Here is a 23,200-nt window from a genome sequence, read left to right as displayed (position 1 = left end):
AGAGTTTTCCCTATCCTGGCCGCCACCGCCGCTACCCATGTCTCCAGACGAATACTGCCAGCAGAAGGCCGCCGCCAGCGGTTCCAGCTTTTACTACAGCTTCCTGTTCCTGCCGCCGGAGCGCCGGCGCGCGATCACGGCACTGTACGCCTTCTGCCGCGAAGTCGACGACACCGTCGATGAAATCGAGGATCCGATGGTGGCGCGCACCAAGCTGATGTGGTGGCGCAAGGAAATCGCCGCCATGCTAGAGGGCAATCCCAGCCACCCGGTGACCAAGGCCCTGTATCCGCACGTGGCCGTCTACCAGCTCAAGGGCGAGCACCTGCAAGCCATCATCGATGGCATGGAGATGGACCTCGACCAAAGCCGCTATCTCGACTACCCCGGCCTGCAGCGCTATTGCTGGCACGTGGCCGGCGTGGTCGGCATCCTCTCGGCCAGCATCTTCGGCCATACCCGGGCGCAAACCCTGCAGTATGCCGAAAAGCTGGGCCTGGCGTTCCAGCTCACCAACATTATCCGCGACGTCGGCGAAGACGGCCGCAAAGGCCGCATCTACCTGCCCGTCAACGAACTGCAGCAATTCAACGTGACCGCCGCCGACATCCTCAACGGCCGCCACAGCGAACGCTTCGAGGCGCTGATGAAGTTCCAGGTGCAGCGCGCCCGCGCCGTCTACGAGGAAGCCTTCGCGCTGCTGCCCAAGGAAGACCGCCGCGCCCAGCGCCCAGGCCTGATGATGGCGGCGATCTACCGCACCCTGCTGGAAGAAATCGAACGCGACGGCTACCACGTGCTCAAGCAGCGCATCTCGCTCACGCCCATCCGCAAGCTGTGGCTGGCGTGGAAAACCTACGTGTTCGGCTGATGCCGGCAGGTCATTACGCCGTCATCGGCGGCGGCTGGGCCGGATGCGCCGCCGCGGTCACGCTGGCGGCCGCCGGCAAGCGGGTCAGCCTGTTCGAAGCCGGCAAGATCCTCGGCGGGCGGGCGCGCCGCGTGGAAATCGGCGGCCGCACGCTGGACAACGGCCAGCACATCCTGCTGGGCGCCTATTCCGCCTCGCTCAGCCTGATGAAACAGGTCGGCGTGAAACCGGCCGACGCCATGCTGCGCCTGCCGCTGCAAATGCGCTATCCGTCGCAAACCGGCATGGATTTCATCGCTCCGCGCCTGCCCGCCCCCTTGCACCTTGCCGTCGCCCTGCTGCGCGCCAGGGGCCTGGAACGTGCCGACAAGATGGCGCTGGCACGCTTTTCCACCACCGCGCGCTGGATGGGCTGGCAGTTGCACCAGGATTGCAGCGTGGCCGAACTGCTGGAACGCTTCGACCAGACGCCGCGCCTGATCAAACTGATGTGGAACCCGCTGTGCATCGCCGCGCTGAACACTCCCCCTGAACGCGCCTCGGCCAAGGTATTCCTGAACGTGCTGCGCGACAGCCTGGGCGCGCGCCGCGCCGCATCCGACATGCTGATTCCGCGCACCGACCTCAGCGCCCTGCTGCCGCAAGCCGCCGCCGCATTTATAGAACAGCGTGGGGGGCGTACCATCGCAGGCACGGCGGTAGCCAGCCTGCACGCCATGGGAGAAACCGGCATCTGGCGCCTGCAAGACCGCCAGGGCCGCGATCTTGGCGAATTCGCCGGCGTGGTCATTGCCACCGGCGCCGACGTCGCCGCGCAGTTGCTGGACGAGGCCCAGGGCCTGGCAGCTCCTTGCGACACCAGCGCCCTGCGCGCGCTGGCCTACGAACCGATCACCACCTGCTACCTGCAATACGCCCCCACGCTGCGCCTGCCGCTGCCGTTCTGCGCGCTGACCGACGATCCGCAGCGCCGCGCCTGGGGGCAATTCGTTTTCGACCGCGGCCAATTGAACGGCGATGCCGGGCTGCTGGCAGTCGTCGTCAGCGCCGCCGGCCGCGCCATCGAGGATGGCCATGCGACGCTGCTGGAAGGCATCGCGCAGCAATTGGCGGCCGATTTCGGACGCCCCGAGTTGTCCGTTGCGCAATGGAGCAAGGTGATCACCGAAAAGCGCGCGACGTTTTCCTGCACGCCGGGGCTGCGACGGCCGGACAATACCGGCCTGCCAACCGGACTCGCGCTGGCTGGCGATTACGTTGCAGGTGATTACCCGGCCACGCTGGAAGGCGCGGTGCGCAGCGGCATTGCGGCGGCCCGCGCCCTATAAAATTTTCATGGATCGGTGGAAAGGGATTCACCCCACGCATGGCCGCTTTGATCTAGCATATGGACAAATTCTGAGCGGCCCTCTGCCGCATTTCATTCTTACGGAGAAAATAATATGCCGGTCATGACCTGTGTCGAAGACTTTCGCCTGCTGGCGAAAAAACGGGTTCCCAAGGCCTTCTACGACTACGCCGACAGCGGCTCCTACACCGAGAGCACCTATCGCGCCAACAACGACGACCTGGCCGCGCTGAAGCTGCGCCAGCGCGTGGCGATCAATGTCGACGAGCGCAGCACCCGCACCACCATGATCGGCCACGACGTCACCATGCCGGTGGCCATCGCCCCGACCGGCCTGACCGGCATGCAATGGGCCAACGGCGAAATGCTGGGCGCCATCGCCGCCGAGAAGTTCGGCATCCCCTTCACCCTGTCGACCATGAGCATCTGCTCCATCGAAGACGTCGCCAGCGTGACCACCAAGCCGTTCTGGTTCCAGCTGTACGTGATGCGCGACCGCGGCTTCGTCAAGTCGATGATCGAGCGCGCCAAGGCCGCCAAGTGCTCGGCGCTGGTGCTGACGCTGGACCTGCAGATCCTCGGCCAGCGCCACAAGGACCTGAAGAACGGCATGTCGGTGCCGCCCAAGCTGACCCTGGACACCCTGCTCGACCTGGCCAGCAAGCCTGGCTGGGCGCTGCGCGCTCTGGGCGGCCGCAAGACCTTCGGCAACCTGGCCGGCCACATCAACGGCGGCAACAGCGGCGGCGGCGTGCAAACCCTGTCCAAGTGGACCGCCAGCCAGTTCGACCCGACCCTGAACTGGGACGACGTCGCTTGGATCAAGGAACAATGGGGCGGCAAGCTGATCCTGAAGGGCATCCTGGACGTGGAAGACGCCAAGATCGCGGCCCAGACCGGCGCCGATGCGCTGGTGGTGTCCAACCACGGCGGCCGCCAGCTGGACGGCGCGATGTCGTCGATCCAGGCGCTGCCGGCCATCGCCGAAGCGGTGGGCGACCAGATCGAAGTCTGGTTCGACGGCGGCATCCGCTCCGGCCAGGACATCCTGAAAGCCGTGGCGCTGGGCGCCAAAGGCACCATGATCGGCCGCGCCTTCCTCTACAGCCTGGGCGCCATGGGCGGCGAAGGCGTCTCGCAGATGCTGGAAATCCTGCGCAAGGAACTGGACGTAAGCATGGCGCTGACCGGCACCAAGGACATCAAGGACGTCGGCCGCCAGATCCTCGTGCCCTGATAGCGGGCCGCAGCCAATAAAAATCCCGGACAGCCTCGCGGTGTCCGGGATTTTTCATTCCCTGTCCGAAAAAACCGTTCAGGAGCGCGGCTTTTCCTTCAATACCTCGATCACTTCAACCTGTCCATGGCGTCGCGCCAGGTCCATCGCGGTCAGGCCATCCTTATTCTTCAGCGTGAGGTCGGCGCCGCCGTCGCGCAACGCCGCCACCACGGCCACCCGGCCGCGCATGGCAGCCAGCATGACCGGGGTCATCTTGTCGTCCGGCGACTCGGCATCGATATAGGCCGACGCTTCCAGCAACATCCCGACGATTTGCGCATTGCCGTTAATAGCGGCGTAGTGCAATGCCGTCCAGCCCGGCCGGTTAACCTCCACCTCGCGCGACAGCAGCAGCTTCACCACCGGCACGTTGCCGTAGAAGGCAGCCAGCATCAGCGGCGTATCGCCATTGGTGGCTTGCGCCTCGAGATTGACGTCGGGCGCGTTGACCAGCAGGTTGAAGGCCTGCATGGAATCCTCGCGGATCGCCAGCATCAGCCCGGTGTAGCCGCGCCTGGGTTCGATCAGGTTGGGCCCCATCCCGCGTTCCATCAATTGCTTCAGGAAGTAGACGTTGTCCATGCGGATCGCCTGGAAATACTCCTCGTAGGCGCCGGCGCGCGCCGCGCCCGGCAGCAGCATCGAGGTATACAGCAGCACGCGGCCGAGGCGGCTGAAACGGGAACGGATCTTTTCCAGCAAAGGCATCATGGGGCGATTCCAAACAGCTTGAAGAAATTGTCGCTGGTCTGCCGGGCGACTTCGTCGGCGGAAATGCCGCGCAAGTCGGCGATGAATTCGCCAACGTGGCGCACATAGCCGGGTTCGTTGGTCTTGCCGCGGAACGGCACCGGCGCCAGGTAGGGCGAATCGGTCTCGATCAGCATGCGCTCCAGCGGGATGGTGCGCGCCACCTGCTGCAAGTCCTTGGCCGACTTGAAGGTGACGATGCCGGAAAACGAGATGTAGAAACCCAGCTCGATGGCGGCGTCGGCCACTTCCTGCGACTCGGTGAAGCAGTGCATCACGCCCGCCGCGCCGCCGGCCTCGGGGCTGGCGCCCTCCTCGCGCATGATGCGGATGGTGTCTTCCGAAGCCGAGCGGGTATGGATGATCAGCGGCTTGCCGGTCGCGCGCGAGGCGCGGATGTGGGTGCGGAAACGCTCGCGCTGCCATTCCAGGTCGCCTTGCAGGCGGTAGTAGTCCAGCCCGGTCTCGCCGATGGCGACGATGCGCGGGTGGTCGGCCAGCCGGACCAGCTGCTCGACGTCCGGTTCGGGCGTGTCTTCATAGTCGGGATGCACGCCGACCGAGGCGTAGATGTTGGGATATTGCTCGGCCAGTGCCAGCACTTGCGGGAAATCAGGCAAATCGACCGAAACGCACAGCGCATGACTGACCTTGTTTTCGGCCATCTTGCCGAAAATCTCGGGCAGGCGCGCGGCGAGATCGGGGAAATTGATGTGGCAATGGGAATCGATATACATGGGCGCTATTGTAAAGCGATGCGCCTGGGGTGTGTTATGCCCAGGCGACCTACTTCGCCACCGGCCGCTTGGCCAGCTTGCGCTGGAGGGTGCGGCGGTGCATGTTGAGCGCACGGGCGGTGGAGGAAATATTGCCCTCATGCTCGGCCAGGACCCGCTGGATGTGCTCCCATTCCAGGCGTTCCAGCGACAGCGGCGCGGCCTCAGCCGCCATGTCCTCGCCCGCGCCGTCATGCGCCAGCGCTGAGAGGATGGAGTCCACATTGGCCGGCTTGGCCAGGTAATTGTCGGCGCCCGACTTGATCGCCTGCACCGTGGTGGCGATGCTGGCGTAGCCGGTCAGTACCAGCAGGCGCGCCTCCGGTAGCGCCCGGCGCAAGGGCGAGATCCATTGCAGGCCGGAATCGTTTGCCAGTTGCAGGTCGATGGTGGCGTAGCTGAAGCTTTCCTGGCCCGCCGCCGCCAGCGCTTCCTCGCCGCTGCGGGCCACGACGGCGCGAAAACCCCGGCGCGTGAGCGAGCGCGCCAGCGTGTCGGCAAAGACGTCGTTGTCGTCGAGGATCAGGAATGCGGCACTCATCGAAAATCGGCCTTATCGGTACAAGTTATCGGTTCAGGACAGCGGAAACCGCAATTCGGCCACCGTCCCCTCGCCCTGCGTCGAACGCAGTTGCAGGTGGCCGCCCATCTGCGTTGCGGCCGCGAACGCCAGCATGAGGCCGATGCCTTTGCCGCCGGAACGGCTGTCCACCGGCCCGTGTCCCAGTCGGGACAACAGTTCGGGGGCGATGCCGCAGCCGTTGTCGGCAACCCGGATGATAGCGGTCTTTTCGCCAGCGTCCGCCATCAAGGATAAACGCACTTCGCCGCCGCGCTCCTTGACGGCATGGGCGGCATTGTCGAGCAAAGTCAGCAAGATCTGCGATAGCTCCTGCAACTGGCCAGCGACCAACGTGGCTTGCCCCGTCTCTACCGCCAACTGCACTGCGGGATAGTGCAAGCGCCAACCATCGGCCAATGCAGCCAGCCACGGCGCCAGCGCCGCTGTATCATCGCCGCGCCCTTGCGCATCGGCATCCAGCCGCATGCTTTCCAGCGCTTGCTTGCATACCGCGATCTGTTCCTCGACGATGCGCAGGTCTTCCTCGTACATGGCCAACGCAGCATTGCCGGCCATGTCACGACGAATTTCGCGCCGCATTTCCCCGGCAATCACCGCCACTGTCGACAAAGGCGTATTGAGCGCATGCGCGGCTCCCGCCGCCTGAGTCCCCAAGGCGAGGATGCGCTGCCCCTGCAACTGCTGCTCCCGCGCTTGCGCCAGCAAACTATCACGCGAACGCACCGCGGCGGCGATGCGCGTGACGAACCAGGTAATGAGCAGCGCCGAGATCGAAAAATTGATCCACATCCCGGCCAGGTGGTAAGCCATGGCTTGCCCGTGGTCGTGGATATGCAAGGGCTGGTAGACGTAGACCAGCCCCGAATAAGCCGCCAGCGCGCACAGCGCCAATGCCAGGCCATACGGCCAGGCCAGCGTCGCCGCGCCCGCGGCCAATGCCGGCAGGTAGAACGAGACGAAGGGATTGGTCGCGCCGCCCGAGAAATACAGCAGGGCCGTCAGTACGCACAGGTCCAGCAGCAGTTGCAGCAACAGTTCCGGCTGGCCAGCCGGACGCGCCCAGCGCATCCGCCCCCAGGTCGCGGCATTGATCAGGACTTGCACGCCGATCAGCCACAACAAGGCCGGCAGCGGCAGATCAATCCGCAGCCAGAAATGCGCGCCGGCCAGCACCGCCAGTTCGCCAGCGATGGTGGTCCAACGCAGCCAGAACAGGCGTGCCAGAAGCTGATGCTGCATTTCCAGCCCCATCGTGGTTTATCCCAGCCGCTTGCCCAGGATCACCAGGTCGCGCTCGACGCCATCCAGCGTCGCCACGCGCGGCAAGTGGCCCCATTGCTCGAAGCCCAGCGCGCCGAACAGCTTCAGGCTGGGACCGTTGTGGCCGAAGATGAAGCCCAAGAGCGTATGCACCTTGATCTGCGGCGCATGGGCGATGGCCTGCTCCAGGAAGTAGCGTCCCAGGCCCTGGCCGCGCGCCTTTTCGTGCAGGTAGACCGACAGTTCAGCGGTACCGGCATAGGCCGGGCGGCCGTAGAAATTGGAATAAGACAGCCAGCCGATGATTTCGCCGTCGCGCTCGGCCACCCACAGCGGGCGCCGCTCCGGCTGGTGCTCGTCGAACCAGGCCTGGCGCGACTGGACGGAGACCGGTTCGGTATCGGCCGTGACCTGGCGCGAGGCGATGGTGCTGTTATAGATGGCGACGATGGCCGGCAGGTCGGCCTGCACGGCCAGGCGATGGGTGTAGTGGGAAGCGGTCATGATGCAAATAAGGGGAAAACAGGAAAACCGGCCGGTTCAGTCGAACAGGCCGGCATAGTCGATCAGCATCTCTTCGATGAACAGCTTGGCCGACAGCGGATGGTCGGCGATGGCGCGGCGCTCGCCCATGCCCTTGATGGCGCGCGAGATGGCGATGGCGTCCGCGCGCTCGGCCAGCCGGCCCAGCTCCTTCGCATAACGCGGGTAATAGCGGATCTGGCCGGTCGATTTCAGCGAGAACAGGTCGTACAGCCAGCGCTGCACCCAGCCGACCAGCTCCGACACCGGCGCCTTCTGCAGCTTGTCGGCCGTGCGCAAGGCGCCGTCCACGCCGGGCTGGGCCAGGTGGCGCAGCAGTTCGTCCAGGATCTCGCGGCTGTCGCCCTGGGCCGCTTCCAATGCCGCCAGCGGCGCGCCGCCCTGCTCGGCCAGCCAGGCATCGGCATCCTTGACGCCCTGCGCCTTGAGCCAGGCCAATGCGACGTCCCGCGGCGGCGCCGGCAAGGCGAACTTGCGGCAGCGCGAGAGGATGGTCGGCAGCAGGCGGTCGAGGCGGTTCGACAGCAGCAGGAACATGGTGCCCGGCGGCGGTTCTTCCAGCGTCTTGAGCAAGGCGTTGGCGGCGGCGGTATTGAGCGCCTCGGCCGGATACAGCATCACCACGCGCAAGCCGGAACGGTGGGTCGAGACGTTCATGAAATCGGCCAGCGCGCGGATCTGGTCGATCTTGATTTCCTTGGAAGGCGTCTTGCTGGCCTTGGCGCCCTTCTTTTCCTCGCCGCCCTCGTCGTCGGCGATCTCGTCTTCCAGCGCCTCGGGCCGCACGCGGCGGTAGTCGGGATGGTTGTATTGCTCGAACCAGTTGCAGGAAGCGCAGGCGCCGCAGGCATGCGCCTCGGGCGTGGGCGCTTCGCACAGCAGCGACTTGGCGAAGGCTTCGACGAAGGCGGTCTTGCCAGTGCCTTGCGCGCCGTAGAACAGCAAGGCGTGCGGCAGGCGTTCGCGCAGTTGCTGCAACTGCTTCCAGCTCTCGTCCTGCCAGGGCAGCAGCGATGAATTAGCGGGTGTACTCATGGAATGGCAATCTCACAGGGCCGCGACGATGCCGCGCAGCTCGTCCCGGATCTCGGGAATGGGCCGCGTGGAGTCGATGATGCGGAACCGCGCCGGGAATTCGGCGGCGCGGCGCAGGTATTCGGCGCGGGTGGCGGCGAAGAAGTCAGCCTTTTCCTGTTCGAACTTGTCCGGCGTGCGCTCGGCATCCAGGCGCGCGCGCGCCACTTCCAGCGGCACGTCGAACAGCAGCGTCAGGTCCGGCTGCAGGTGCGGATGAACCCAGCGTTCCAGCGCATCGAGCTTGTCCAGCGGCAATTTGCGGCCGCCGCCCTGGTAGGCGAAGCTGGCGTCGGTGAAGCGGTCGGAAATCACCCAGTCGCCGCGCGCCAGCGCCGGTTCGATCACCTGCGCCAGGTGTTCGCGGCGGGCGGCGAACATCAGCAAGGCTTCGGTTTCCAGGTGCATTTTCTGGTGCAGCAGCAGTTCGCGCAGCCGTTCGCCCAGTTCGGTGCCGCCCGGCTCGCGGGTGGCGACCACGGTCAGGCCGCGCGCGCGCAGTTGCTCGGTGACGAAAGCGATATGCGTCGACTTGCCGGCGCCGTCGATGCCTTCGAAGGTAATGAATTTGCCAGATGCCATGAAGGAATCGCTGAAGAAATAAGTAAGGGGGTCAACGCTGGTAGCGGTTGACGGCCTGGTTGTGTTCGGTGAGGCTGCTCGAAAAATGGCTGGTGCCGTCGCCGCGCGCGACGAAGTATAAGGCTTCGGTCTTGTCCGGGTTCATCGCCGCCGCCAGCGAGGCGGCGCCGGGCAAGGCGATCGGCGTGGGCGGCAGGCCGGCGCGGGTGTAGGTGTTGTAGGGCGTATCGGCCAGCAGGTCGGCCTTGCGGATCTTGCCCTGGTAGCGCTCGCCCATGCCGTAGATCACGGTCGGGTCGGTCTGCAGCAGCATGCCCGTCTTCAGGCGGTTGACGAACACCCCGGCCACCATGCCGCGTTCGGACTTCTGGCCGGTTTCCTTTTCCACGATCGAGGCCATGGTCAGCGCCTCGTAAGGCGTGCGGTACGGCAGCGACAGGTCGCGCTTGCTCCAGGCTTCGTTCAGTTTCTTGTTCATCAGGGCGAATGCCTGCTTGTAGATCTGCATGTCGCTCGCGCCCTTGGCGAACAGATAGGTATCGGGGAAGAACAGGCCTTCCGGATAGGTGTATTCGGTGGTCAGCTTGGCCAGCACCTGCTGGTCGGTCCAGGTGATGGTGTCATGCTTGAGGGCCGGCTGCTCGGCGATGGCGCGGCGCATCTGCTTGAAGCTCCAGCCTTCGATCACGGTCAGGGCCTCCTGGGCGAATTCGCCGCGCACCAGTTGCTGCAGCAGGCGGGCCGGCGTGTAGCCGGGTTTGAGTTCATAGCTGCCGGCCTTGATGCGGCCGCCCTCGCCGCTCAGGCGCGCATAAAGGGCGAACAGGTCGGGATTGATCGGCACGCCCGCCGCCGCGATCTGCTGCGCCGAACCCGATACGCCGCTGCCCGGCGTGATGGTGAAGGCGATGACCTGCCCGCTCGCATCGACGATGGGCTGCTTGGACCAATAGACGCCGGCCGCCGCCACCAGGGCCGCCAGCACGAGTAATGCCGCAAGTAACTTCTTCATACCAAATGCAAAATCCCTGTTTCCTGACGCGTTTTTTCGGACATCACTATAATCGAGGCATCAATGATAATCGCTGGCACGGCAGTTGCCTAATCTCCCTGCCACCCCTGCGCTTTTCAGCAGGCAACACAAGCACACGTAAACTATTTATGACCGAACTGACCGCCTCGACCTCCGTCTGGCTCGACTTCCTGAAACGACAAGGCGCGCAATTCGACGCCGACGGCGCCGAACTGCTCGGCTTTGGCGCCGCCGCTCCCGCGCCGGCAAGCCTGGAAAGCTTCATGGCGCCGCTGACCGGCTTGGGACTGATCGGCGTATCCGGCGACGATGCCGCCAGCTTCCTGCACAGCCAGCTCACCAACGACGTCCAGCGCCTGGACACCTCGGCTGCCCGCCTGGCCGGCTATTGCTCGCCCAAGGGGCGGCTGCTGGCCAGCTTCCTGATGTGGCGCAATCCCGAGTTCATTTTCCTGCAATTGCCGCGCCCGCTGCAGGCTGCGATCCAGAAGCGCCTGCAAATGTTCGTCATGCGCGCCAAGGCCAAGCTGTCCGACCAGGGCGCCAATACCGCCATCATCGGCCTGGCCGGCCCGGCGGCAAAAAACTCGCTGGCCGAATGGTACCCGGTGCTGCCGGCCGAACCCTACGCCAAGATCGACAACGCCAACGGCACGCTGATCCGCGTGGCCGACGCCGCCGGCAGCGCCCGCTACCAATGGGTCACCACGCCGGAAATCGTCATCGCCGCCTGGCCCAGACTGAGCCAGCACCTGGCGCCGGCCGGCCCGCAGGCATGGCGCCTGTCCGACATCCGCGCCGGCGTACCGCAGATTACCTTGCCGACGCAGGAGCAGTTCGTCCCGCAGATGGTCAACTTCGAACTGATCGGCGGCGTCAATTTCAAGAAAGGCTGCTATCCCGGCCAGGAAATCGTGGCGCGCAGCCAGTATCTCGGCAAGCTCAAACGCCGCACCTTGCTGGCAACCATCGACAGCGACGCCGCGGCGGCCGGCAATGAAGTGTTTTCCAGCGCCGATCCGGAGCAGCCCTGCGGCATGGTGGTCAATGCCGAGGCGACCGGCGCCGGACAAGCACTGGCCTTGGTGGAAATGAAGCTGGCGGCAGCCGACGGCCCGGTGCACCTGGGTTCGGCCGGCGGCCCGGCCCTGCATTTCCACGACCTGCCCTACGAACTGGCCGATCCGCAATAAGCGGACAACGCGCCCACGCCCGAAGGCCAGGCCATGGATCTCTATATTTACTACCGCGTCCGCTCCGTGCAAACGCAGGCGCTGCAGGACAAGCTCGGCGCCGTGCAGGCCATGCTGCAGGCCCGCTTCGGCATCGCCGGCAAGCTCAAACGCAGGCCGGGCGAACAAGACGGCCTGCAAACCTGGATGGAGGTCTACGAACACCTGCCATCCGGCCGCGAAGGCGACTTCAGCCACACGCTGGAACAGGCGCTTGCCGAAGCCGGCATTCCCGCCCTGCTGGACGGGCCGCGCCATGTGGAACGTTTCGAGGATGTCGCCCCATGTGCCTGATCATCTTCGCCTGGAAAGTCATCCCCGGCATGCCGCTGATCCTGGCGGCCAACCGTGACGAGTTCTATGCCCGCCCGGCCGCCGATGCCGGCTGGTGGAGCGATTACCCGCAAGTGTTCGCCGGCCGCGACCTGCAAGGCGGCGGCACCTGGCTGGGCACCACCCGCGACGGCCGCTTCGCCGCCCTGACCAATGTGCGCTCGCCGGCCGAACGCCGCACCGACGCCCCCACCCGCGGCCTGCTGGTGTCCGATTATCTTACCGGCAGCATGGCCCCGGACGAATACATCCGACACATCGAAGCCGGCGCCCAGCGCTTCAACGGCTTCAACCTGCTGGTCGGCGACCGCGACAGCATGCTGTGGTATTCCAACCGCGGCCAGGAAGACGCGCGCAACGGCAAACCGCTGGAGTATGGCGTCTACGGCCTGTCCAATGCCTTGCTCGACTCGCCCTGGCCCAAGGTCACGCGGGCCAAGGCGCAATTCGCCAGCCTGTTGTGCCAGGGCGCGCCGGAAGAGACTTTCTTCGAAATGCTGACCGATGCCACCCGCGCCAACGACTGCCGCCTGCCCGATACCGGCGTCGGCCTGGAAAAGGAACGCATGCTCTCGCCGATCTTTATCCGTTCGCCCGAATACGGCACCCGCTGCTCCAGCGTGTTGCGCGTACCCATCGTGGGCGAACCGTTGCTGACCGAACATGTGATCGACCCGATGGCGGTGCATTATGCGGCCGAGCCGGCGACCGACGCCAAGTGCAAGATTCCCTGCAAACCCAGCGTGCAGGCGGCTATAGAGGATGACAAGGCGGCTGGCGCGCGTTGATGGCGCGGCCGGGAGACACGATCGGCTTTCCCGCATGAAATAAAAAAACCATATATCTGATATTTGAAAGATAAATTGGCCTGATTTGATGCGCAGCAGTAAAGTCACACCTGTCTCCTCCAATTTCCTCCTTAAAGAATTGGATTCAAGCCCACACCGCAAGGTCGTGGGCTTTTTTTTCGCCTGCGCCCTGCCCGTTGGCGCTGCACAAAAAAGAAAAGCGGACCGAAGTCCGCTTTTCCGCTTGCCGGCAATCCCGGCGGGGCCATTTCCTGCGTTTCCTGCACCGGCCCCGTCCGGGAATCGCTCTTTAATTAATGGTGCATCTTGGATTCCGTACGGTTCAGCACGGCTTCCGGTGCACTTGCCTCCTCGCTGGTTTCATTGTTCAGCGCCGCCTGCAGGCGCTTGTCATCCAGCTCTCCACTCCACTTCGCCACAACCAGGGTCGCCACGCCGTTGCCGATGGTGTTGGTCAATGCGCGCGCTTCGGACATGAAACGGTCGATGCCCAGGATCAGCGCCAGGCCCGCCACCGGCAGGTGGCCCACCGCCGACAGCGTCGCCGCCAGCACGATGAAGCCCGAACCGGTGATGCCGGCCGCGCCCTTGGAAGTCAGCAGCAGCACCGCCAGCAGGGTCAGTTCCTGCACGAAAGTCATCGGCGTGTTGGTCGCCTGGGCGATGAAGACGGCCGCCATGGTCAGGTAGATCGCGGTGCCGTCCAGGTTGAACGAGTAGCCGGTGGGGATCACCAGGCCGACCACGGTCTTCTTGGCGCCGGCGTTTTCCATCTTGGCCAGCATGCGCGGCAGCACCGATTCCGACGACGAAGTGCCCAGCACGATCAGCAGTTCTTCCTTGATGTACTTGACGAACTTCCAGATCGAGAAGCCGTGCAGGCGGGTGATGATGCCCAGCACCACGAAGATGAACAGCAGGCAGGTCAGGTAGAAGGTGCCCATCAGCTTGGCCAGCGAGAACAGCGAACCCACGCCGTACTTGCCGATGGTGAACGACATCGCGCCGAATGCGCCGATCGGGGCCACCTTCATGATGGTGCCGACCACCGAGAACAGCACGTGCGAGATCTTTTCGATGAAGTCGAACACCAGGGTGCCGCGGCCGCCGAACTTGTGCAGCGCGAAACCGAACAACACCGCCACCAGCAGCACCTGCAGCACGTCGCCCTTGGCGAAGGCATCGAACATGCTGCTGGGGATGATGCTCATGATGAAATCGGTGATCGAACCCAGCTTGCCGGGAGCAGTATAGGAAGCGATCGCCTTGGTATCGAGCGTGGTCGGGTCGATGTTCATGCCCACGCCGGGCTTGAGCACGTTGACCAGCACCAGGCCGATGATCAGCGCCACGGTGCTGACGATTTCAAAGTACAGCAGGGCCAGGCCGCCGGTCTTGCCGACCTTCTTCATGTCTTCCATGCCGGCGATGCCGGTCACGACGGTACAAAAGATCACCGGCGCGATGATCATCTTGATCAGCTTGACGAAACCGTCGCCGAGCGGTTTCATGGCTTCGCCGGTGGATGGGTAGAAGTGCCCCAGCAGCACGCCGATCACGATCGCCACCAGAACCTGGAAGTAAAGCGACTTATATACAGGCTGTTTCGCCGTCATTTTTCATTCTCCAAAAAACATCAATTTCCAGCCTGCCGCCTGACATATGGCGCATGGCGCTTCCGCGCCCGGCAAGCCGCCGGCCATCGGCGGGTTCATGCGTCGTCCGCCCTGGCTTCGTTTTTGTCCGGGAGACTCCTCCTCTCCGGTTCGGGCGCAAGTATGAATCAGGGGCCTCCCCTCCGGTATTGTGGGAAACCACATCTGCAGCAAAAAGGCGCCCCATCCCGGCCTATTCCTCCTTTTGCACCGCAGTAAGTTCGTTATAGTACGAATCGAGCAAAAATAGCGAGGAAAGCATTGTGCAACGCAAACTGACAGTCACCGCCCGCCTGGGAATCCTGGTCGCGGTGCTGTGCGCCATTGTGGTGCTGGTGGCCTGGTACGGCATGCTGGGCATCGCCTCCAGCAACGACAAGCTGAAAGACGTTTATGAAGACCGCACCCTGAGCCTGGTTCAGATCGCCAAGGTGCGCGATGCGCTGTACCTCAACCGGGATGTCATGGGCCGGGCGCTGATGCTGCTCAACGTCCCCAACGATCCCGGACGCGACGGCTTGACGCCGCAACAGCAAGTGGCCGGGCAGTTGGCCCGCCTGAAGGCGCTGGACGCCTCCCTCAACGAAAGCTGGCGCATCTATATGGGCACCGGCATGACCGCTGAAGAACAGCAGGCGGCCCGTGAATTCGAGAAAAACTGGCTGAAATACCAGGAACAGCGCGCCGGCATGACCGGCCTGATCGACTCCGGCCAAGTCAGCCAGGCCAACCAGCTCTGGCCGCAGATCACGCCCCTGCTCGCCACGCTGGCGTCCCAACTGGCCAAGCTCGGCCAGTTGCAGGAACAAGCCACGCGCACCCTCTATGACGAAGCGCTGGCCGAATACGGCCGCCTGCGCCTGCGTACCCTGCAGCTCGCCGGCACCAGCCTGCTGCTGGGCATTGCCCTGGCGGTATGGATCATTACCGGCCTGCGCCGGGAACTGGGCGGCGAACCGGCTTACGCCGCCCATATCGTGCGCCAGATCGCCGAGGGCAACCTCGACATCGACGTCAGGCTGCGCCGCAACGACAACGGCAGCCTGTTGTACGCCATGCAATCGATGCGCCTGCGGCTGACCCAGATCATCGAGCGCGTCACGCTCTCGACCCAGTCGCTGGGCCACTCTTCGCGCCAGCTCAACGCCACCGCGCAAGCGCTGGCCCATGCCTCCAGCGAACAGGCGGCCACGGTGGAAGAAGTCAATGCCGCCATCTCCAGCATGGGCAACGCCATCCAGGAAACCGGCGAACATGCCCGCCGCACCGACCAGATCGCCCTGGCCGCCGCGGCCGATGCCGACAAGAGCGGCACCGCCGTGCAATCGACGGTACAGGCCATGCGCGGCATCGCCCAGCAAGTCGGCGTGATCGACGATATCGCCTACCAGACCAACCTGCTGGCGCTCAACGCCGCCATCGAAGCGGCGCGCGCCGGCGAACACGGGCGCGGTTTCTCGGTGGTGGCCATGGAAATCCGCAAACTGGCCGAACGCAGCCAGGACAGCGCCCGCGAAATCAGCGAGATCGCCGGGCAAAGCGTGACCCTGGCCGAGGAAACCAGCCAGCGCCTGCTGGACGGCACCCTGGACGGCATCCGCCAGGCCTCCCGGGAAATCAACCAGATCACCCTGTCCTCCGCCATGCAGGAAGAAAGCGCGCAAGAGATCGGCACCGCCGTGATGCAGCTCAACCAGACCACCCAGCGCAATGCCGCCGTCTCGGAAGAACTCGCCACCACCGCCGAACTGGTGGCCGAAAACGCGCGCGAACTGAGCGCGCAGCTAGGCTACTTCCGCCTGGCCGGGAATGCGCGGGAACCGGGACTGGAACTGAAAGAAAGCCCGCCGGCGGCCATCCAGGGACGGCGCCGGCAGTAGCGGATGCTTACGCCAGGCTGGCGCGCATGGTGATGTGAGGAATGCCGGCATCCATGAACTCCTCCCCTTCGCGGGCGAAGCCATGGGCGACATAAAACGGTTCAGCATGGGTCTGGGCATTCAGGATCACTTCCCGGTCGCCGCGCGCACGCGCCGCCCCGATCAGCGCCTGCAGCACCGCGCCGCCGATGCCCTTGCCGCGTCCCGCCTTCAAGACCGCCATGCGGCCCACATGGCCGTCCGGCAGCAGGCGGCCGGTCGCCAGCGGCGTACCGTCCTCGGCATAGGCCACGGCATGCACGCACACCGCATCCATCTCGTCGAGCTCCAGCTCGGGCGGCACGTTCTGTTCGTCGACAAAGACTTCGAAGCGGATCGGCTGCGCATGGGCGCGCAATTGTTCCCAATTGCCCACGATGATTTTCATTGGTGCTCCTTTACGATCCTGAAATTCCTGAAATAACTTGCCCGATCACTCGTGATCGAGCTTCTTGGAGATATCGAGACGACGGATCAGCTTGAAGGTTCCCATGGCCTTGGCCACCAGCTTGTCGCCGTTCCACAGCTCGGCCTGGCAAAAGCACATGGTGGTCGAACGGTGGTAGGTATGCCCGCGGGCGACGATGGTGTCGCCCGTATGGCCGGCCGGCTGCAGGAAGCTGCTGCTCATCTCCACCGTGGCCGACGACTTGGCATCCGGCACGCCGGCGCGCGCCGCCAGCCCCATCGCCACATCCATCAGCGTCATCGAGATGCCGCCCTGCGCCACCTGCCAGCTGTTCATGAATTCCGGCTTCAGGCGCAGCGCCATCACGGCGCGGTCGTCGCCGTACTCCAGCACTTCCACGCCGAGCGCGTGCAAATAAGGATTCCCCTGCGGGAAAACATCGGTCAAGGCCAGGCTCATCGTCTGGCCGCTCAGACTTCGTAATCCATGCACTGGCGCGCTTCGCGCACCGCGCCGATGAAAGGTTTGATGGCTACGTGGTCGGGGTGCTCCTGGTAGGCGTCGAGCGCGGCGCGCGACTCGAACTCGGAGTACAGCACCACGTCGTAGGTCGCTTCCAGGCCGGGCTGGGCTACCGCCGCCTCGAACTTCAGGATGCCGGGCACCACGTTGGCGCAGCTATCGAGCAGCGCCTTCATCTTGACGATATTGGTCGCGCGGTCGGCGCCTTCGGCCTGCTCTTTCAACTTCCACATCACGATATGCTTGATCATCTCCGGTCTCCGGTGGCTTGCAAATTTGGGCAAACCGTAATGATAAGCGAAAGGCCTCTTTCGAGCCGATACCGCCCTCAGCCGCGCGCCGCGATCTTCATGAAGGAACCGACCAACCGCCCCTCGCGCCGCTCGGCCAGGCAATAGACATAGGTATGGGTCGCCACCGGATCGCCCTCGATGCGCACCATACGGAAACGAGGATCGGGCACGAACTCGGCTTCCGACACCGCGCCCAGCCCCAGGCCGCGCGCCACTGCCTCGCGCAACGCTTCGCGGCTGCCGATCTCCATCACTACCTGCGGCGCCACGCCGGCCTGCGCCAGCGCCTTTTCCAGCGCCAGCCGCGTGGTCGAGCCTTGCTCGCGCATCAGCATCGGTTGGCCGGCCAGCTCGGCCAAGGCAACCGATTCACGTTTGTAGAAGGGATGGCTGCGGTGGGCGAACAGCACCACCGCATGGTCGGCGTAAGGCACGGCATGGAAGCGCGCGTCGTCGGTGAAGCTGGCCAGCACCGCCACATCGGTCACGTAGTTTTCCAGGTCGGCCAGCGATTGCGCCGAATTGCCCAGCTTGATCGACAACTCGACCTTGGGATAGCGCGCCCGGTAGGCATCCACCATCTCGATCACATGGAACGGCCCCACCGCGCCGATGCGCAGGTGGCCGACATGCAGCGCGCCGGAATTGACCAGCAGGTTCAGCGCATCCAGCTCCAGCTCGGCGATGTTCTGCGCGATCGGCAACAGGCGCTGCGCGGTTTCGGACAAATCCAGCCGGCGCCCGCGACGGAAGAACAGTTCGACATTGTGCTCGCGCTCCAGCAATTGCACCTGGGTGGTCAGGGTCGGCTGGCTCACGCCCAGCGCGCGCGCCGCGGCGGAAAAGCCGCGATGGCGGGCCACGGCCAGGAAGGCGCGTAGTTGCGAAGGAGTCATCTATAGCCTTGATCAATAGTTGTCAGCACTTTTTTCGATTATATCGATAACACCGTCGTCATAAAGCCTCTTTAATCTTCACCCTGTCCGGACTGGAACCCTTGCCACATCTGAATCCATGCCACCGCCCGCCGCCTGGGCGGCGCCTACCGACCGCGCCACAAGATTAAGGATAGAACATGAAACGCCGCTCCCTCATCGCCCTCTGCCTGGGCACCCTGGCCGCATCGCTGCCGGGCCTGCCGGCACTGGCCGCACAGCCCCTGACCGTGGGCCTGATCCCGGCCGAAGACTCGCAAGCCATGCTGGAAAACAGCAAGGCCGTCATCGACACCCTGCAAAAGCAGCTCGGCATGCCGGTCAAGCCCTTCATCGCCACCGACTACAACGGCATCATCGAGGCGCTGCGCGCCAGGAAGCTGGACGTGGCCTACCTCGGCCCCTTCTCCTACGTGCTGGCCAGTTCGGTGGCCAATGTCGAGGCGTTCTCGGTCGCCGAAACCAAGAAGAGCGGCCGCAGCTACTACAAGAGCCTGATCATCGCCCGCAAGGACAGCGGCATCCAGAACCTGGAGCAACTGAAGGGCCGCACCATGGCCTTCGTCGACCCGTCGTCCGCCTCGGGCCACCTGTTCCCCAGCGCCGGCCTGCAAAAGCTCAACATCGATCCCAACAAGTACTTCTCGCGGGTGATCTTCTCCGGTTCGCATGACGCCAGCATCCTGGCGGTGGCCAACAAGAAGGTCGATGCCGCAGCGGTGGCCGACCGCATCCTGGCCGCCGCCGTTGCCAAGGGCGTGGTGCAGCAGTCCGACCTGAATGTGGTGTGGACCTCGCCCGACATTCCCGAGTCGCCGATGGTCTGGCGCCGCGACCTCGACCCGGCGCTGAAGCAGAAGATCGCCGCCGCCTTCGCCAGCGTCAAGGACGTGCAATGGGGAGACCAAGGCATGCTCAACGGCTTCGTGCCGACCAACGATGCCGCCTACAACGTCGTGCGCGAGACCGCCAAGATCCTCAACCTTGACCTCAAGGCGATGAAATGATCCGGATCCGCTCGCTCACCAAGCGATACGGCAGCAATGCCGTGCTGCGCGGCATCGACCTCGATGTCGCCGCCGGCGAGTTCCTGGTGGTGCTGGGCCCCTCGGGCGCCGGCAAGTCGACCCTGCTACGCTGTATCAACGGCCTGGTCGCACCGACTTCCGGCGAACTGGTGGCGGCCGGATACGACGCCACCGATGCGCGCAACGTACGCCGCCTGCGCCGCAACGTGGCCATGATCTTCCAGCACCACAATGTGGTGCCGCGCCTGTCGGTGCTGAAGAACGTGCTGACCGGCCGCCTCGGCCAGGTGTCTTCGCTGGCCTCCATCCTGCAGCTGTTCTCGCGGCAGGATGTGGCGCTGGCGATGGATTGCCTGCAGCGGGTCGAACTCGGCCACAAGGCGCATGAGCGCACCGACGCCCTCTCCGGCGGCCAGCGCCAGCGCGTGGGCATCGCGCGCGCCCTGGCGCAGCGGCCGCAGGTGATCCTGGCCGACGAACCGGTGGCCAGCCTCGATCCCAAGACCGCGCGCCTGGTGCTGCAATATCTGCGCGCGGCCTGCCGCGAACTGGGCATCACCGTGGTGTGCAACCTGCACCAGGTCGACTACGCCCGCGAGTTCGGCGACCGCATCGTCGGCCTGGCCGGCGGCAAGCTGGTGTTCGACGGCCGCGGCGACGAATTGCACGAGTCGCACCTCAGCCAGATCTACGCCGGTCCCGTGCACGCCCACAACGCCGGGCAGCCGGCCGCGTCCCTGCACACCCCGGAACTGGCCGCGCAAGGAGCCCTGCCATGAACGCCCCCCTGCAAAACGCCGCCACCGGCAGCTACCACGACTACGTCTGGACCGGCCCGCGCCCGCTGAACCTGCGCGCCTGGCTGCTGTGCGTGGGCGCCGTCGCGCTGGCCGCTTTCGTGCTGGCCTGGAGCGCGCAAGGCACGCAACTCTCCTGGAGCGAACTGGCCAACGGCCTGCCGCAGATCGGCGACTTCCTCAGCCGCTCGTTCCCGCCCAACTGGAGCATCCTCGGCAAGCTGGTCAACCCGGCCATCGAAACCGTGCAGATCGCACTGTGGGGCACCTTGCTGGGCGTACTCGGCGCCATCCCCGTTTCCTTCCTCGCCGCCCGCAACCTGAACCGCAACCGCGTCGTGTACCAGGGCGTGCGCCAGTTGCTCAACGTCACGCGCAGCATCAACGAGCTGATCCTGGCGCTGGTGTTCGTCTCGGCGGTCGGCCTTGGCCCCTTCCCCGGCGTGCTGGCCCTGGCGCTGCATGGCGTGGGCATGGTCGGCAAGTTCTTCGCCGAAAGCATCGAGGAAATCGACGACGGCCCGCTGGAAGCCCTGCGCGCCACCGGCGCCCGGCCGCTGCAGGTGATCGTGTTCGGCGTGCTGCCGCAGGTCGTCACGGCCTGGATCGCCACCGTGCTGTATCGCTTCGAGGTCAACCTGCGCCAGGCCACCGTGCTGGGCATGGTCGGCGCCGGCGGGCTGGGCTTCGAACTGGTCAACAGCCTGAAGCTGTTCAAGTACCAGGACACCGCCACCTGCATCGTCGTAGTGACGCTGATGGTGGTCGCCGCCGATGCCATCTCCAGCCGCCTGCGCCAGATGATCCAGGACGGCCGCGCGCACTGAATCCCCTTACTCCCATTCAAGATCAAGAAACACGCTCATGTGGAATTTTCATAATCCGGTCGCGGTACACGCCGGAATCGGCAGCCTGGAACGCCTGCCGGCCCTGCTGGCAGGCCGCCGCGCCTTGCTGGTCACCTTTCCGGAAGCCGCCGCGCTGGGCCTGGAGCAAGACATGGCCGATCTGCTCGGCCCGCAACTGGCCGGCATCGAAAACGCCGTGCAGCCCAACCCCGACGTCCGCTGGCTATCGGCCATGTTCGAACGCGTCTGGTCGAAACATGCTGATGCCGAATGCGTGATCGCCCTCGGCGGCGGCAGCGTGATCGACTGCGCCAAGGCCATGCTGGCGGCTACCGGATCGGGCCGCTTCGACGAATTGCTGGCGCACCTGCGCGACGGCGCGCCGCTGGAAGCCAAGCGCACCAAGGCGCTGATCGCCATTCCCACCACCGCCGGCACCGGCAGCGAGGTCACGCCCTGGGCCACCATCTGGGACGCCGCCGCCGGCAGCAAGTATTCGCTGCACCGGGACTGGACCTGGCCCGAAGCCGCCATCGTCGATCCCCAACTGATGCTGAGCCTGCCGCCCGGCGCCACCCTGGCCAGCGGCCTGGATGCGCTGTCGCACGCGCTGGAGTCGATCTGGAACGTCAACCGCAACCCGGTCTCGTCCAGCCTGGCCGCGGCCGCCGCGCGCGAGATCGTCGCCACGCTGCCGCCGTTGATGCGCCAGCCGCGCGACCCGGCCCTGCGCGAGCGCATGGCGGTGGCGGCGCTGCAGGCCGGGCTGGCCTTCTCCAACACCAAGACCGCGCTGGCGCATTCGCTCTCCTACGACATCACGCTGCACCATGGCATCGCGCACGGCATTGCCTGTTCGTTCTCGCTGCCGCACGTGATGCGCCTGGCCTTCGGCCGCGATGCCGGCGTCGATGCCCTGCTGCTGCAAATATTCGATGCTACCGGTGAAGACGACGCCGTGGCTCGCCTGTCAGGCTTCCTGGAAGGGCTGGGCGTATCGACCGATTCCGCCCGCTACGGTATTGCCGACGACTGGGACACGCTGGTACAGCGCGCCCTGCAAGGCCCGCGCGGCCGCAACTTCATCGCCGCCGCCTGAATATAACCGATCCATCCATCAAGGAATGTCCATGTCCGCTGCAAACAAAACCGCCATCGCCCTCGAAGCCGTCATCTTCGACTGGGCCGGCACCCTGGTCGACTTCGGCTCGCTGGCGCCGACCCAGATCTTCGTCGACGCGTTCAAGAGCTTCGACATCAACATCACGCTGCAGCAGGCGCGCGGCCCGATGGGGCTGTCCAAGTGGCAGCACATCCGCACGCTGCTGGACGACGCCGACATCGCCGCCCAGTGGCAACGCTGCACCGGCCGCGCCCCGACCGACCAGGATGTCGACGCCATCTATGCGCGCTTCATGCCGATGCAGATCGCCAAGGTCGGCCAGTATTCACAACCCATCGACGGCGCCGCGCAGATGCTCGCCTGGCTGCGCGGGCGCGGCCTGAAGGTCGGCTCCTGCTCCGGCTATCCGCGTGAAGTGCTCGATGTGCTGCTGCCGCTGGCGGCCAGGGACGGCATCGCCCCCGACCACGTGGTGGCCGGCGACGAACTGGCCGCCGGCGGCCGACCCGGCCCCTACATGGCGCTGGCCAACGTGCTGGCGCTGAAGATCGGCGACGTGGCCGGCTGCATCAAGGTTGACGACACCGTGCCCGGCATCGAGGAAGGCGTCCGCGCCGGCATGTGGAGCGTGGGAGTATCGCTGTCGGGCAATGAAGTCGGCTACACCCATCGCGAACTGGTCGGGCTTGAACCCGCCAAGGTAAGCGCCCTCAAGGCGCAGGCGGAACAGAAGCTGCGCGCCGCGGGCGCCCACTACGTGATCGATTCGGTGGCGGATTTGCCTGGCGTGGTGGCGCAGATCGAAGCGCGCCTGAAGGTCGGCGAGAGGCCCTGAACGCGTCCCATCCTCGCTGCCATGGCGCTCAGGTCGCGCAGATACTGCAGCTATGCCCTTTGCAGTTGTGCAATACGCTGCTGCGCCCCGCGCCGGCGTGCGCGCCCGGGCCGGCGGCTCCCTGCCCCGCCAATTGCTCTGCGCCGTTGCGCGGCCGCCAGCGCTCCCTGACCTGCAAACCGACGCGCCCGCCCGTCAACAGCGGCGCCGCGGCGGTGTCCTGCTTGCAATAAGGGCAGGCGACCTTCCCCTCCAGGGCCTGCATGCCGAGCAGCTTCTCGAAGATGCCTTCGCAGTGGCTGCAGCGGATATCGTATAAAGGCATATGTACTCCGATGTGCGGTGAGTTCCAACTGTGCGCCT

26 protein-coding genes are annotated in these 23,200 nt (G+C 65.2%); 12 read left to right on the top strand and 14 right to left on the bottom strand.

Annotated features, from left to right (window positions below; all coding sequences use genetic code 11):
* Positions 1–37: 37 nt before the first annotated feature.
* The 3 genes from hpnD (at position 38) to J7548_RS01945 (ending at position 3,456) form a co-directional block, all read left to right on the top strand.
* Positions 38–871 (top strand): presqualene diphosphate synthase HpnD, encoded by an 834-nt coding sequence (gene hpnD / locus J7548_RS01955; protein ID WP_290969597.1) that lies wholly within the window; start codon positions 38–40, stop codon positions 869–871.
* A complete protein-coding gene (hpnE, locus tag J7548_RS01950; RefSeq protein WP_290969594.1) occupies positions 871–2,199 on the top strand; it encodes a hydroxysqualene dehydroxylase HpnE in 1,329 nt (442 codons plus the stop codon). The genes hpnD and hpnE overlap by 1 nt, the downstream gene beginning before the upstream one ends.
* Before the next feature lie 114 nt (positions 2,200–2,313).
* Positions 2,314–3,456 (top strand): alpha-hydroxy acid oxidase, encoded by a 1,143-nt coding sequence (locus J7548_RS01945; RefSeq protein ID WP_290969591.1) that lies wholly within the window; start codon positions 2,314–2,316, stop codon positions 3,454–3,456.
* Between the two features lie 78 nt (positions 3,457–3,534).
* On the opposite strand, the gene J7548_RS01940 is transcribed toward J7548_RS01945, so the two are convergent.
* From J7548_RS01940 to mltG, 8 genes are read right to left on the bottom strand one after another with little or no spacing between them, the layout of a single operon-like run.
* Positions 3,535–4,206, bottom strand: coding sequence for an ankyrin repeat domain-containing protein (locus J7548_RS01940; protein WP_343586386.1), 672 nt, complete (start codon positions 4,204–4,206; stop codon positions 3,535–3,537).
* Complete coding sequence (locus tag J7548_RS01935) at positions 4,206–4,985, bottom strand: TatD family hydrolase (protein ID WP_290969586.1); 780 nt, start codon at positions 4,983–4,985, stop codon at positions 4,206–4,208. The genes J7548_RS01940 and J7548_RS01935 overlap by 1 nt, the downstream gene beginning before the upstream one ends.
* Before the next feature lie 49 nt (positions 4,986–5,034).
* A complete protein-coding gene (locus J7548_RS01930) occupies positions 5,035–5,565 on the bottom strand; it encodes a response regulator transcription factor (RefSeq protein WP_290969584.1) in 531 nt (176 codons plus the stop codon).
* Between the two features lie 33 nt (positions 5,566–5,598).
* The gene (locus J7548_RS01925) at positions 5,599–6,846 is read right to left on the bottom strand and encodes an ATP-binding protein (RefSeq protein WP_290969581.1); all 1,248 of its coding nucleotides are present in this window, start codon (positions 6,844–6,846) and stop codon (positions 5,599–5,601) included.
* A gap of 18 nt (positions 6,847–6,864) precedes the next feature.
* A complete protein-coding gene (locus J7548_RS01920) occupies positions 6,865–7,371 on the bottom strand; it encodes a GNAT family N-acetyltransferase (RefSeq protein ID WP_290969578.1) in 507 nt (168 codons plus the stop codon).
* A gap of 36 nt (positions 7,372–7,407) precedes the next feature.
* Positions 7,408–8,445, bottom strand: coding sequence for a DNA polymerase III subunit delta' (locus J7548_RS01915; RefSeq protein ID WP_290969575.1), 1,038 nt, complete (start codon positions 8,443–8,445; stop codon positions 7,408–7,410).
* Positions 8,446–8,457: 12 nt separating this feature from the next.
* Positions 8,458–9,066, bottom strand: coding sequence for a dTMP kinase (gene tmk / locus J7548_RS01910; RefSeq protein WP_290969572.1), 609 nt, complete (start codon positions 9,064–9,066; stop codon positions 8,458–8,460).
* A 31-nt stretch (positions 9,067–9,097) separates the two neighbouring features.
* On the bottom strand, positions 9,098–10,078 hold the full coding sequence (mltG, locus tag J7548_RS01905) for an endolytic transglycosylase MltG (RefSeq protein WP_290969569.1): 981 nt from the start codon (positions 10,076–10,078) through the stop codon (positions 9,098–9,100).
* Positions 10,079–10,227: 149 nt separating this feature from the next.
* Between mltG and J7548_RS01900 the strand changes: the two genes are divergently transcribed.
* From J7548_RS01900 to J7548_RS01890, 3 genes are read left to right on the top strand one after another with little or no spacing between them, the layout of a single operon-like run.
* Positions 10,228–11,292, top strand: coding sequence for a folate-binding protein (locus J7548_RS01900; protein WP_290969567.1), 1,065 nt, complete (start codon positions 10,228–10,230; stop codon positions 11,290–11,292).
* Between the two features lie 33 nt (positions 11,293–11,325).
* Entirely contained in the window at positions 11,326–11,625 is a 300-nt protein-coding gene (locus J7548_RS01895) for a DUF4936 family protein (protein WP_290969564.1), read from the top strand.
* The gene (locus tag J7548_RS01890) at positions 11,616–12,452 is read left to right on the top strand and encodes an NRDE family protein (protein ID WP_290969561.1); all 837 of its coding nucleotides are present in this window, start codon (positions 11,616–11,618) and stop codon (positions 12,450–12,452) included. The genes J7548_RS01895 and J7548_RS01890 overlap by 10 nt, the downstream gene beginning before the upstream one ends.
* A 314-nt stretch (positions 12,453–12,766) precedes the next feature.
* On the opposite strand, the gene J7548_RS01885 is transcribed toward J7548_RS01890, so the two are convergent.
* On the bottom strand, positions 12,767–14,089 hold the full coding sequence (locus J7548_RS01885) for a dicarboxylate/amino acid:cation symporter (RefSeq protein WP_290969557.1): 1,323 nt from the start codon (positions 14,087–14,089) through the stop codon (positions 12,767–12,769).
* A 302-nt stretch (positions 14,090–14,391) separates the two neighbouring features.
* Between J7548_RS01885 and J7548_RS01880 the strand changes: the two genes are divergently transcribed.
* Positions 14,392–16,008 (top strand): methyl-accepting chemotaxis protein, encoded by a 1,617-nt coding sequence (locus tag J7548_RS01880; RefSeq protein ID WP_290969554.1) that lies wholly within the window; start codon positions 14,392–14,394, stop codon positions 16,006–16,008.
* Between the two features lie 7 nt (positions 16,009–16,015).
* Here J7548_RS01880 and J7548_RS01875 read toward each other — a convergent pair whose 3' ends face one another.
* The 4 genes from J7548_RS01875 to J7548_RS01860 all read right to left on the bottom strand — a co-directional run bounded on the left by J7548_RS01875 (position 16,016) and on the right by J7548_RS01860 (position 18,167).
* Positions 16,016–16,435, bottom strand: coding sequence for a GNAT family N-acetyltransferase (locus J7548_RS01875; protein ID WP_290969551.1), 420 nt, complete (start codon positions 16,433–16,435; stop codon positions 16,016–16,018).
* 45 nt (positions 16,436–16,480) lie between these two features.
* Positions 16,481–16,915 (bottom strand): PaaI family thioesterase, encoded by a 435-nt coding sequence (locus tag J7548_RS01870; RefSeq protein ID WP_290969548.1) that lies wholly within the window; start codon positions 16,913–16,915, stop codon positions 16,481–16,483.
* An 11-nt stretch (positions 16,916–16,926) separates the two neighbouring features.
* Complete coding sequence (locus tag J7548_RS01865; protein WP_290969545.1) at positions 16,927–17,229, bottom strand: Dabb family protein; 303 nt, start codon at positions 17,227–17,229, stop codon at positions 16,927–16,929.
* Positions 17,230–17,306: 77 nt separating this feature from the next.
* Entirely contained in the window at positions 17,307–18,167 is an 861-nt protein-coding gene (locus J7548_RS01860) for a LysR substrate-binding domain-containing protein (protein WP_290969542.1), read from the bottom strand.
* 179 nt (positions 18,168–18,346) lie between these two features.
* Between J7548_RS01860 and phnD the strand changes: the two genes are divergently transcribed.
* Genes phnD through phnX form a run of 5 tightly spaced genes read left to right on the top strand, consistent with a single transcriptional unit; the run spans position 18,347 to position 22,837 of the window.
* Positions 18,347–19,213 carry a phosphonate ABC transporter substrate-binding protein gene (phnD, locus tag J7548_RS01855; protein WP_290969539.1) on the top strand — a complete coding sequence of 289 codons (867 nt, stop codon included), beginning with the start codon at positions 18,347–18,349 and terminating at the stop codon, positions 19,211–19,213.
* Positions 19,210–20,013 carry a phosphonate ABC transporter ATP-binding protein gene (gene phnC, locus J7548_RS01850; RefSeq protein ID WP_290969536.1) on the top strand — a complete coding sequence of 268 codons (804 nt, stop codon included), beginning with the start codon at positions 19,210–19,212 and terminating at the stop codon, positions 20,011–20,013. The genes phnD and phnC overlap by 4 nt, the downstream gene beginning before the upstream one ends.
* Positions 20,010–20,858, top strand: coding sequence for a phosphonate ABC transporter, permease protein PhnE (gene phnE, locus J7548_RS01845; RefSeq protein WP_290969533.1), 849 nt, complete (start codon positions 20,010–20,012; stop codon positions 20,856–20,858). The genes phnC and phnE overlap by 4 nt, the downstream gene beginning before the upstream one ends.
* A 37-nt stretch (positions 20,859–20,895) precedes the next feature.
* On the top strand, positions 20,896–21,978 hold the full coding sequence (gene psrA, locus J7548_RS01840) for an iron-containing alcohol dehydrogenase PsrA (RefSeq protein WP_290969529.1): 1,083 nt from the start codon (positions 20,896–20,898) through the stop codon (positions 21,976–21,978).
* A gap of 25 nt (positions 21,979–22,003) precedes the next feature.
* Entirely contained in the window at positions 22,004–22,837 is an 834-nt protein-coding gene (gene phnX / locus J7548_RS01835; RefSeq protein ID WP_290969527.1) for a phosphonoacetaldehyde hydrolase, read from the top strand.
* Between the two features lie 28 nt (positions 22,838–22,865).
* On the opposite strand, the gene J7548_RS01830 is transcribed toward phnX, so the two are convergent.
* On the bottom strand, positions 22,866–23,162 hold the full coding sequence (locus J7548_RS01830; RefSeq protein ID WP_290969524.1) for an FmdB family zinc ribbon protein: 297 nt from the start codon (positions 23,160–23,162) through the stop codon (positions 22,866–22,868).
* Positions 23,163–23,200: the final 38 nt, after the last annotated feature.

The sequence above is a fragment of the Herbaspirillum sp. genome, from assembly GCF_017744395.1.
Lineage (GTDB): Bacteria > Pseudomonadota > Gammaproteobacteria > Burkholderiales > Burkholderiaceae_D > Herbaspirillum.
Note: the sequence above shows the minus strand (reverse complement) of the source record. Positions and strands in the feature narration are given on the sequence as shown.

Bases quoted from the DNA above. Each gene is read 5' to 3' on its own strand.
- J7548_RS01830 (WP_290969524.1), bottom strand. From the start codon at position 23,162: ATGCCTTTATACGATATCCGCTGCAGCCACTGCGAAGGCATCTTCGAG.
- J7548_RS01915 (WP_290969575.1), bottom strand. From the start codon at position 8,445: ATGAGTACACCCGCTAATTCATCGCTGCTGCCCTGGCAGGACGAGAGC.
- phnD (WP_290969539.1), top strand. From the start codon at position 18,347: ATGAAACGCCGCTCCCTCATCGCCCTCTGCCTGGGCACCCTGGCCGCA.
- hpnD (WP_290969597.1), top strand. From the start codon at position 38: ATGTCTCCAGACGAATACTGCCAGCAGAAGGCCGCCGCCAGCGGTTCC.
- J7548_RS01895 (WP_290969564.1), top strand. From the start codon at position 11,326: ATGGATCTCTATATTTACTACCGCGTCCGCTCCGTGCAAACGCAGGCG.
- J7548_RS01885 (WP_290969557.1), bottom strand. From the start codon at position 14,089: ATGACGGCGAAACAGCCTGTATATAAGTCGCTTTACTTCCAGGTTCTG.
- J7548_RS01920 (WP_290969578.1), bottom strand. From the start codon at position 7,371: ATGACCGCTTCCCACTACACCCATCGCCTGGCCGTGCAGGCCGACCTG.
- phnX (WP_290969527.1), top strand. From the start codon at position 22,004: ATGTCCATGTCCGCTGCAAACAAAACCGCCATCGCCCTCGAAGCCGTC.
- tmk (WP_290969572.1), bottom strand. From the start codon at position 9,066: ATGGCATCTGGCAAATTCATTACCTTCGAAGGCATCGACGGCGCCGGC.
- phnC (WP_290969536.1), top strand. From the start codon at position 19,210: ATGATCCGGATCCGCTCGCTCACCAAGCGATACGGCAGCAATGCCGTG.
- hpnE (WP_290969594.1), top strand. From the start codon at position 871: ATGCCGGCAGGTCATTACGCCGTCATCGGCGGCGGCTGGGCCGGATGC.
- J7548_RS01945 (WP_290969591.1), top strand. From the start codon at position 2,314: ATGCCGGTCATGACCTGTGTCGAAGACTTTCGCCTGCTGGCGAAAAAA.
- J7548_RS01930 (WP_290969584.1), bottom strand. From the start codon at position 5,565: ATGAGTGCCGCATTCCTGATCCTCGACGACAACGACGTCTTTGCCGAC.
- phnE (WP_290969533.1), top strand. From the start codon at position 20,010: ATGAACGCCCCCCTGCAAAACGCCGCCACCGGCAGCTACCACGACTAC.
- psrA (WP_290969529.1), top strand. From the start codon at position 20,896: ATGTGGAATTTTCATAATCCGGTCGCGGTACACGCCGGAATCGGCAGC.
- J7548_RS01900 (WP_290969567.1), top strand. From the start codon at position 10,228: ATGACCGAACTGACCGCCTCGACCTCCGTCTGGCTCGACTTCCTGAAA.
- J7548_RS01925 (WP_290969581.1), bottom strand. From the start codon at position 6,846: ATGCAGCATCAGCTTCTGGCACGCCTGTTCTGGCTGCGTTGGACCACC.
- J7548_RS01940 (WP_343586386.1), bottom strand. From the start codon at position 4,206: ATGCCTTTGCTGGAAAAGATCCGTTCCCGTTTCAGCCGCCTCGGCCGC.
- J7548_RS01870 (WP_290969548.1), bottom strand. From the start codon at position 16,915: ATGAGCCTGGCCTTGACCGATGTTTTCCCGCAGGGGAATCCTTATTTG.
- mltG (WP_290969569.1), bottom strand. From the start codon at position 10,078: ATGAAGAAGTTACTTGCGGCATTACTCGTGCTGGCGGCCCTGGTGGCG.
- J7548_RS01860 (WP_290969542.1), bottom strand. From the start codon at position 18,167: ATGACTCCTTCGCAACTACGCGCCTTCCTGGCCGTGGCCCGCCATCGC.
- J7548_RS01890 (WP_290969561.1), top strand. From the start codon at position 11,616: ATGTGCCTGATCATCTTCGCCTGGAAAGTCATCCCCGGCATGCCGCTG.
- J7548_RS01935 (WP_290969586.1), bottom strand. From the start codon at position 4,985: ATGTATATCGATTCCCATTGCCACATCAATTTCCCCGATCTCGCCGCG.
- J7548_RS01865 (WP_290969545.1), bottom strand. From the start codon at position 17,229: ATGATCAAGCATATCGTGATGTGGAAGTTGAAAGAGCAGGCCGAAGGC.
- J7548_RS01875 (WP_290969551.1), bottom strand. From the start codon at position 16,435: ATGAAAATCATCGTGGGCAATTGGGAACAATTGCGCGCCCATGCGCAG.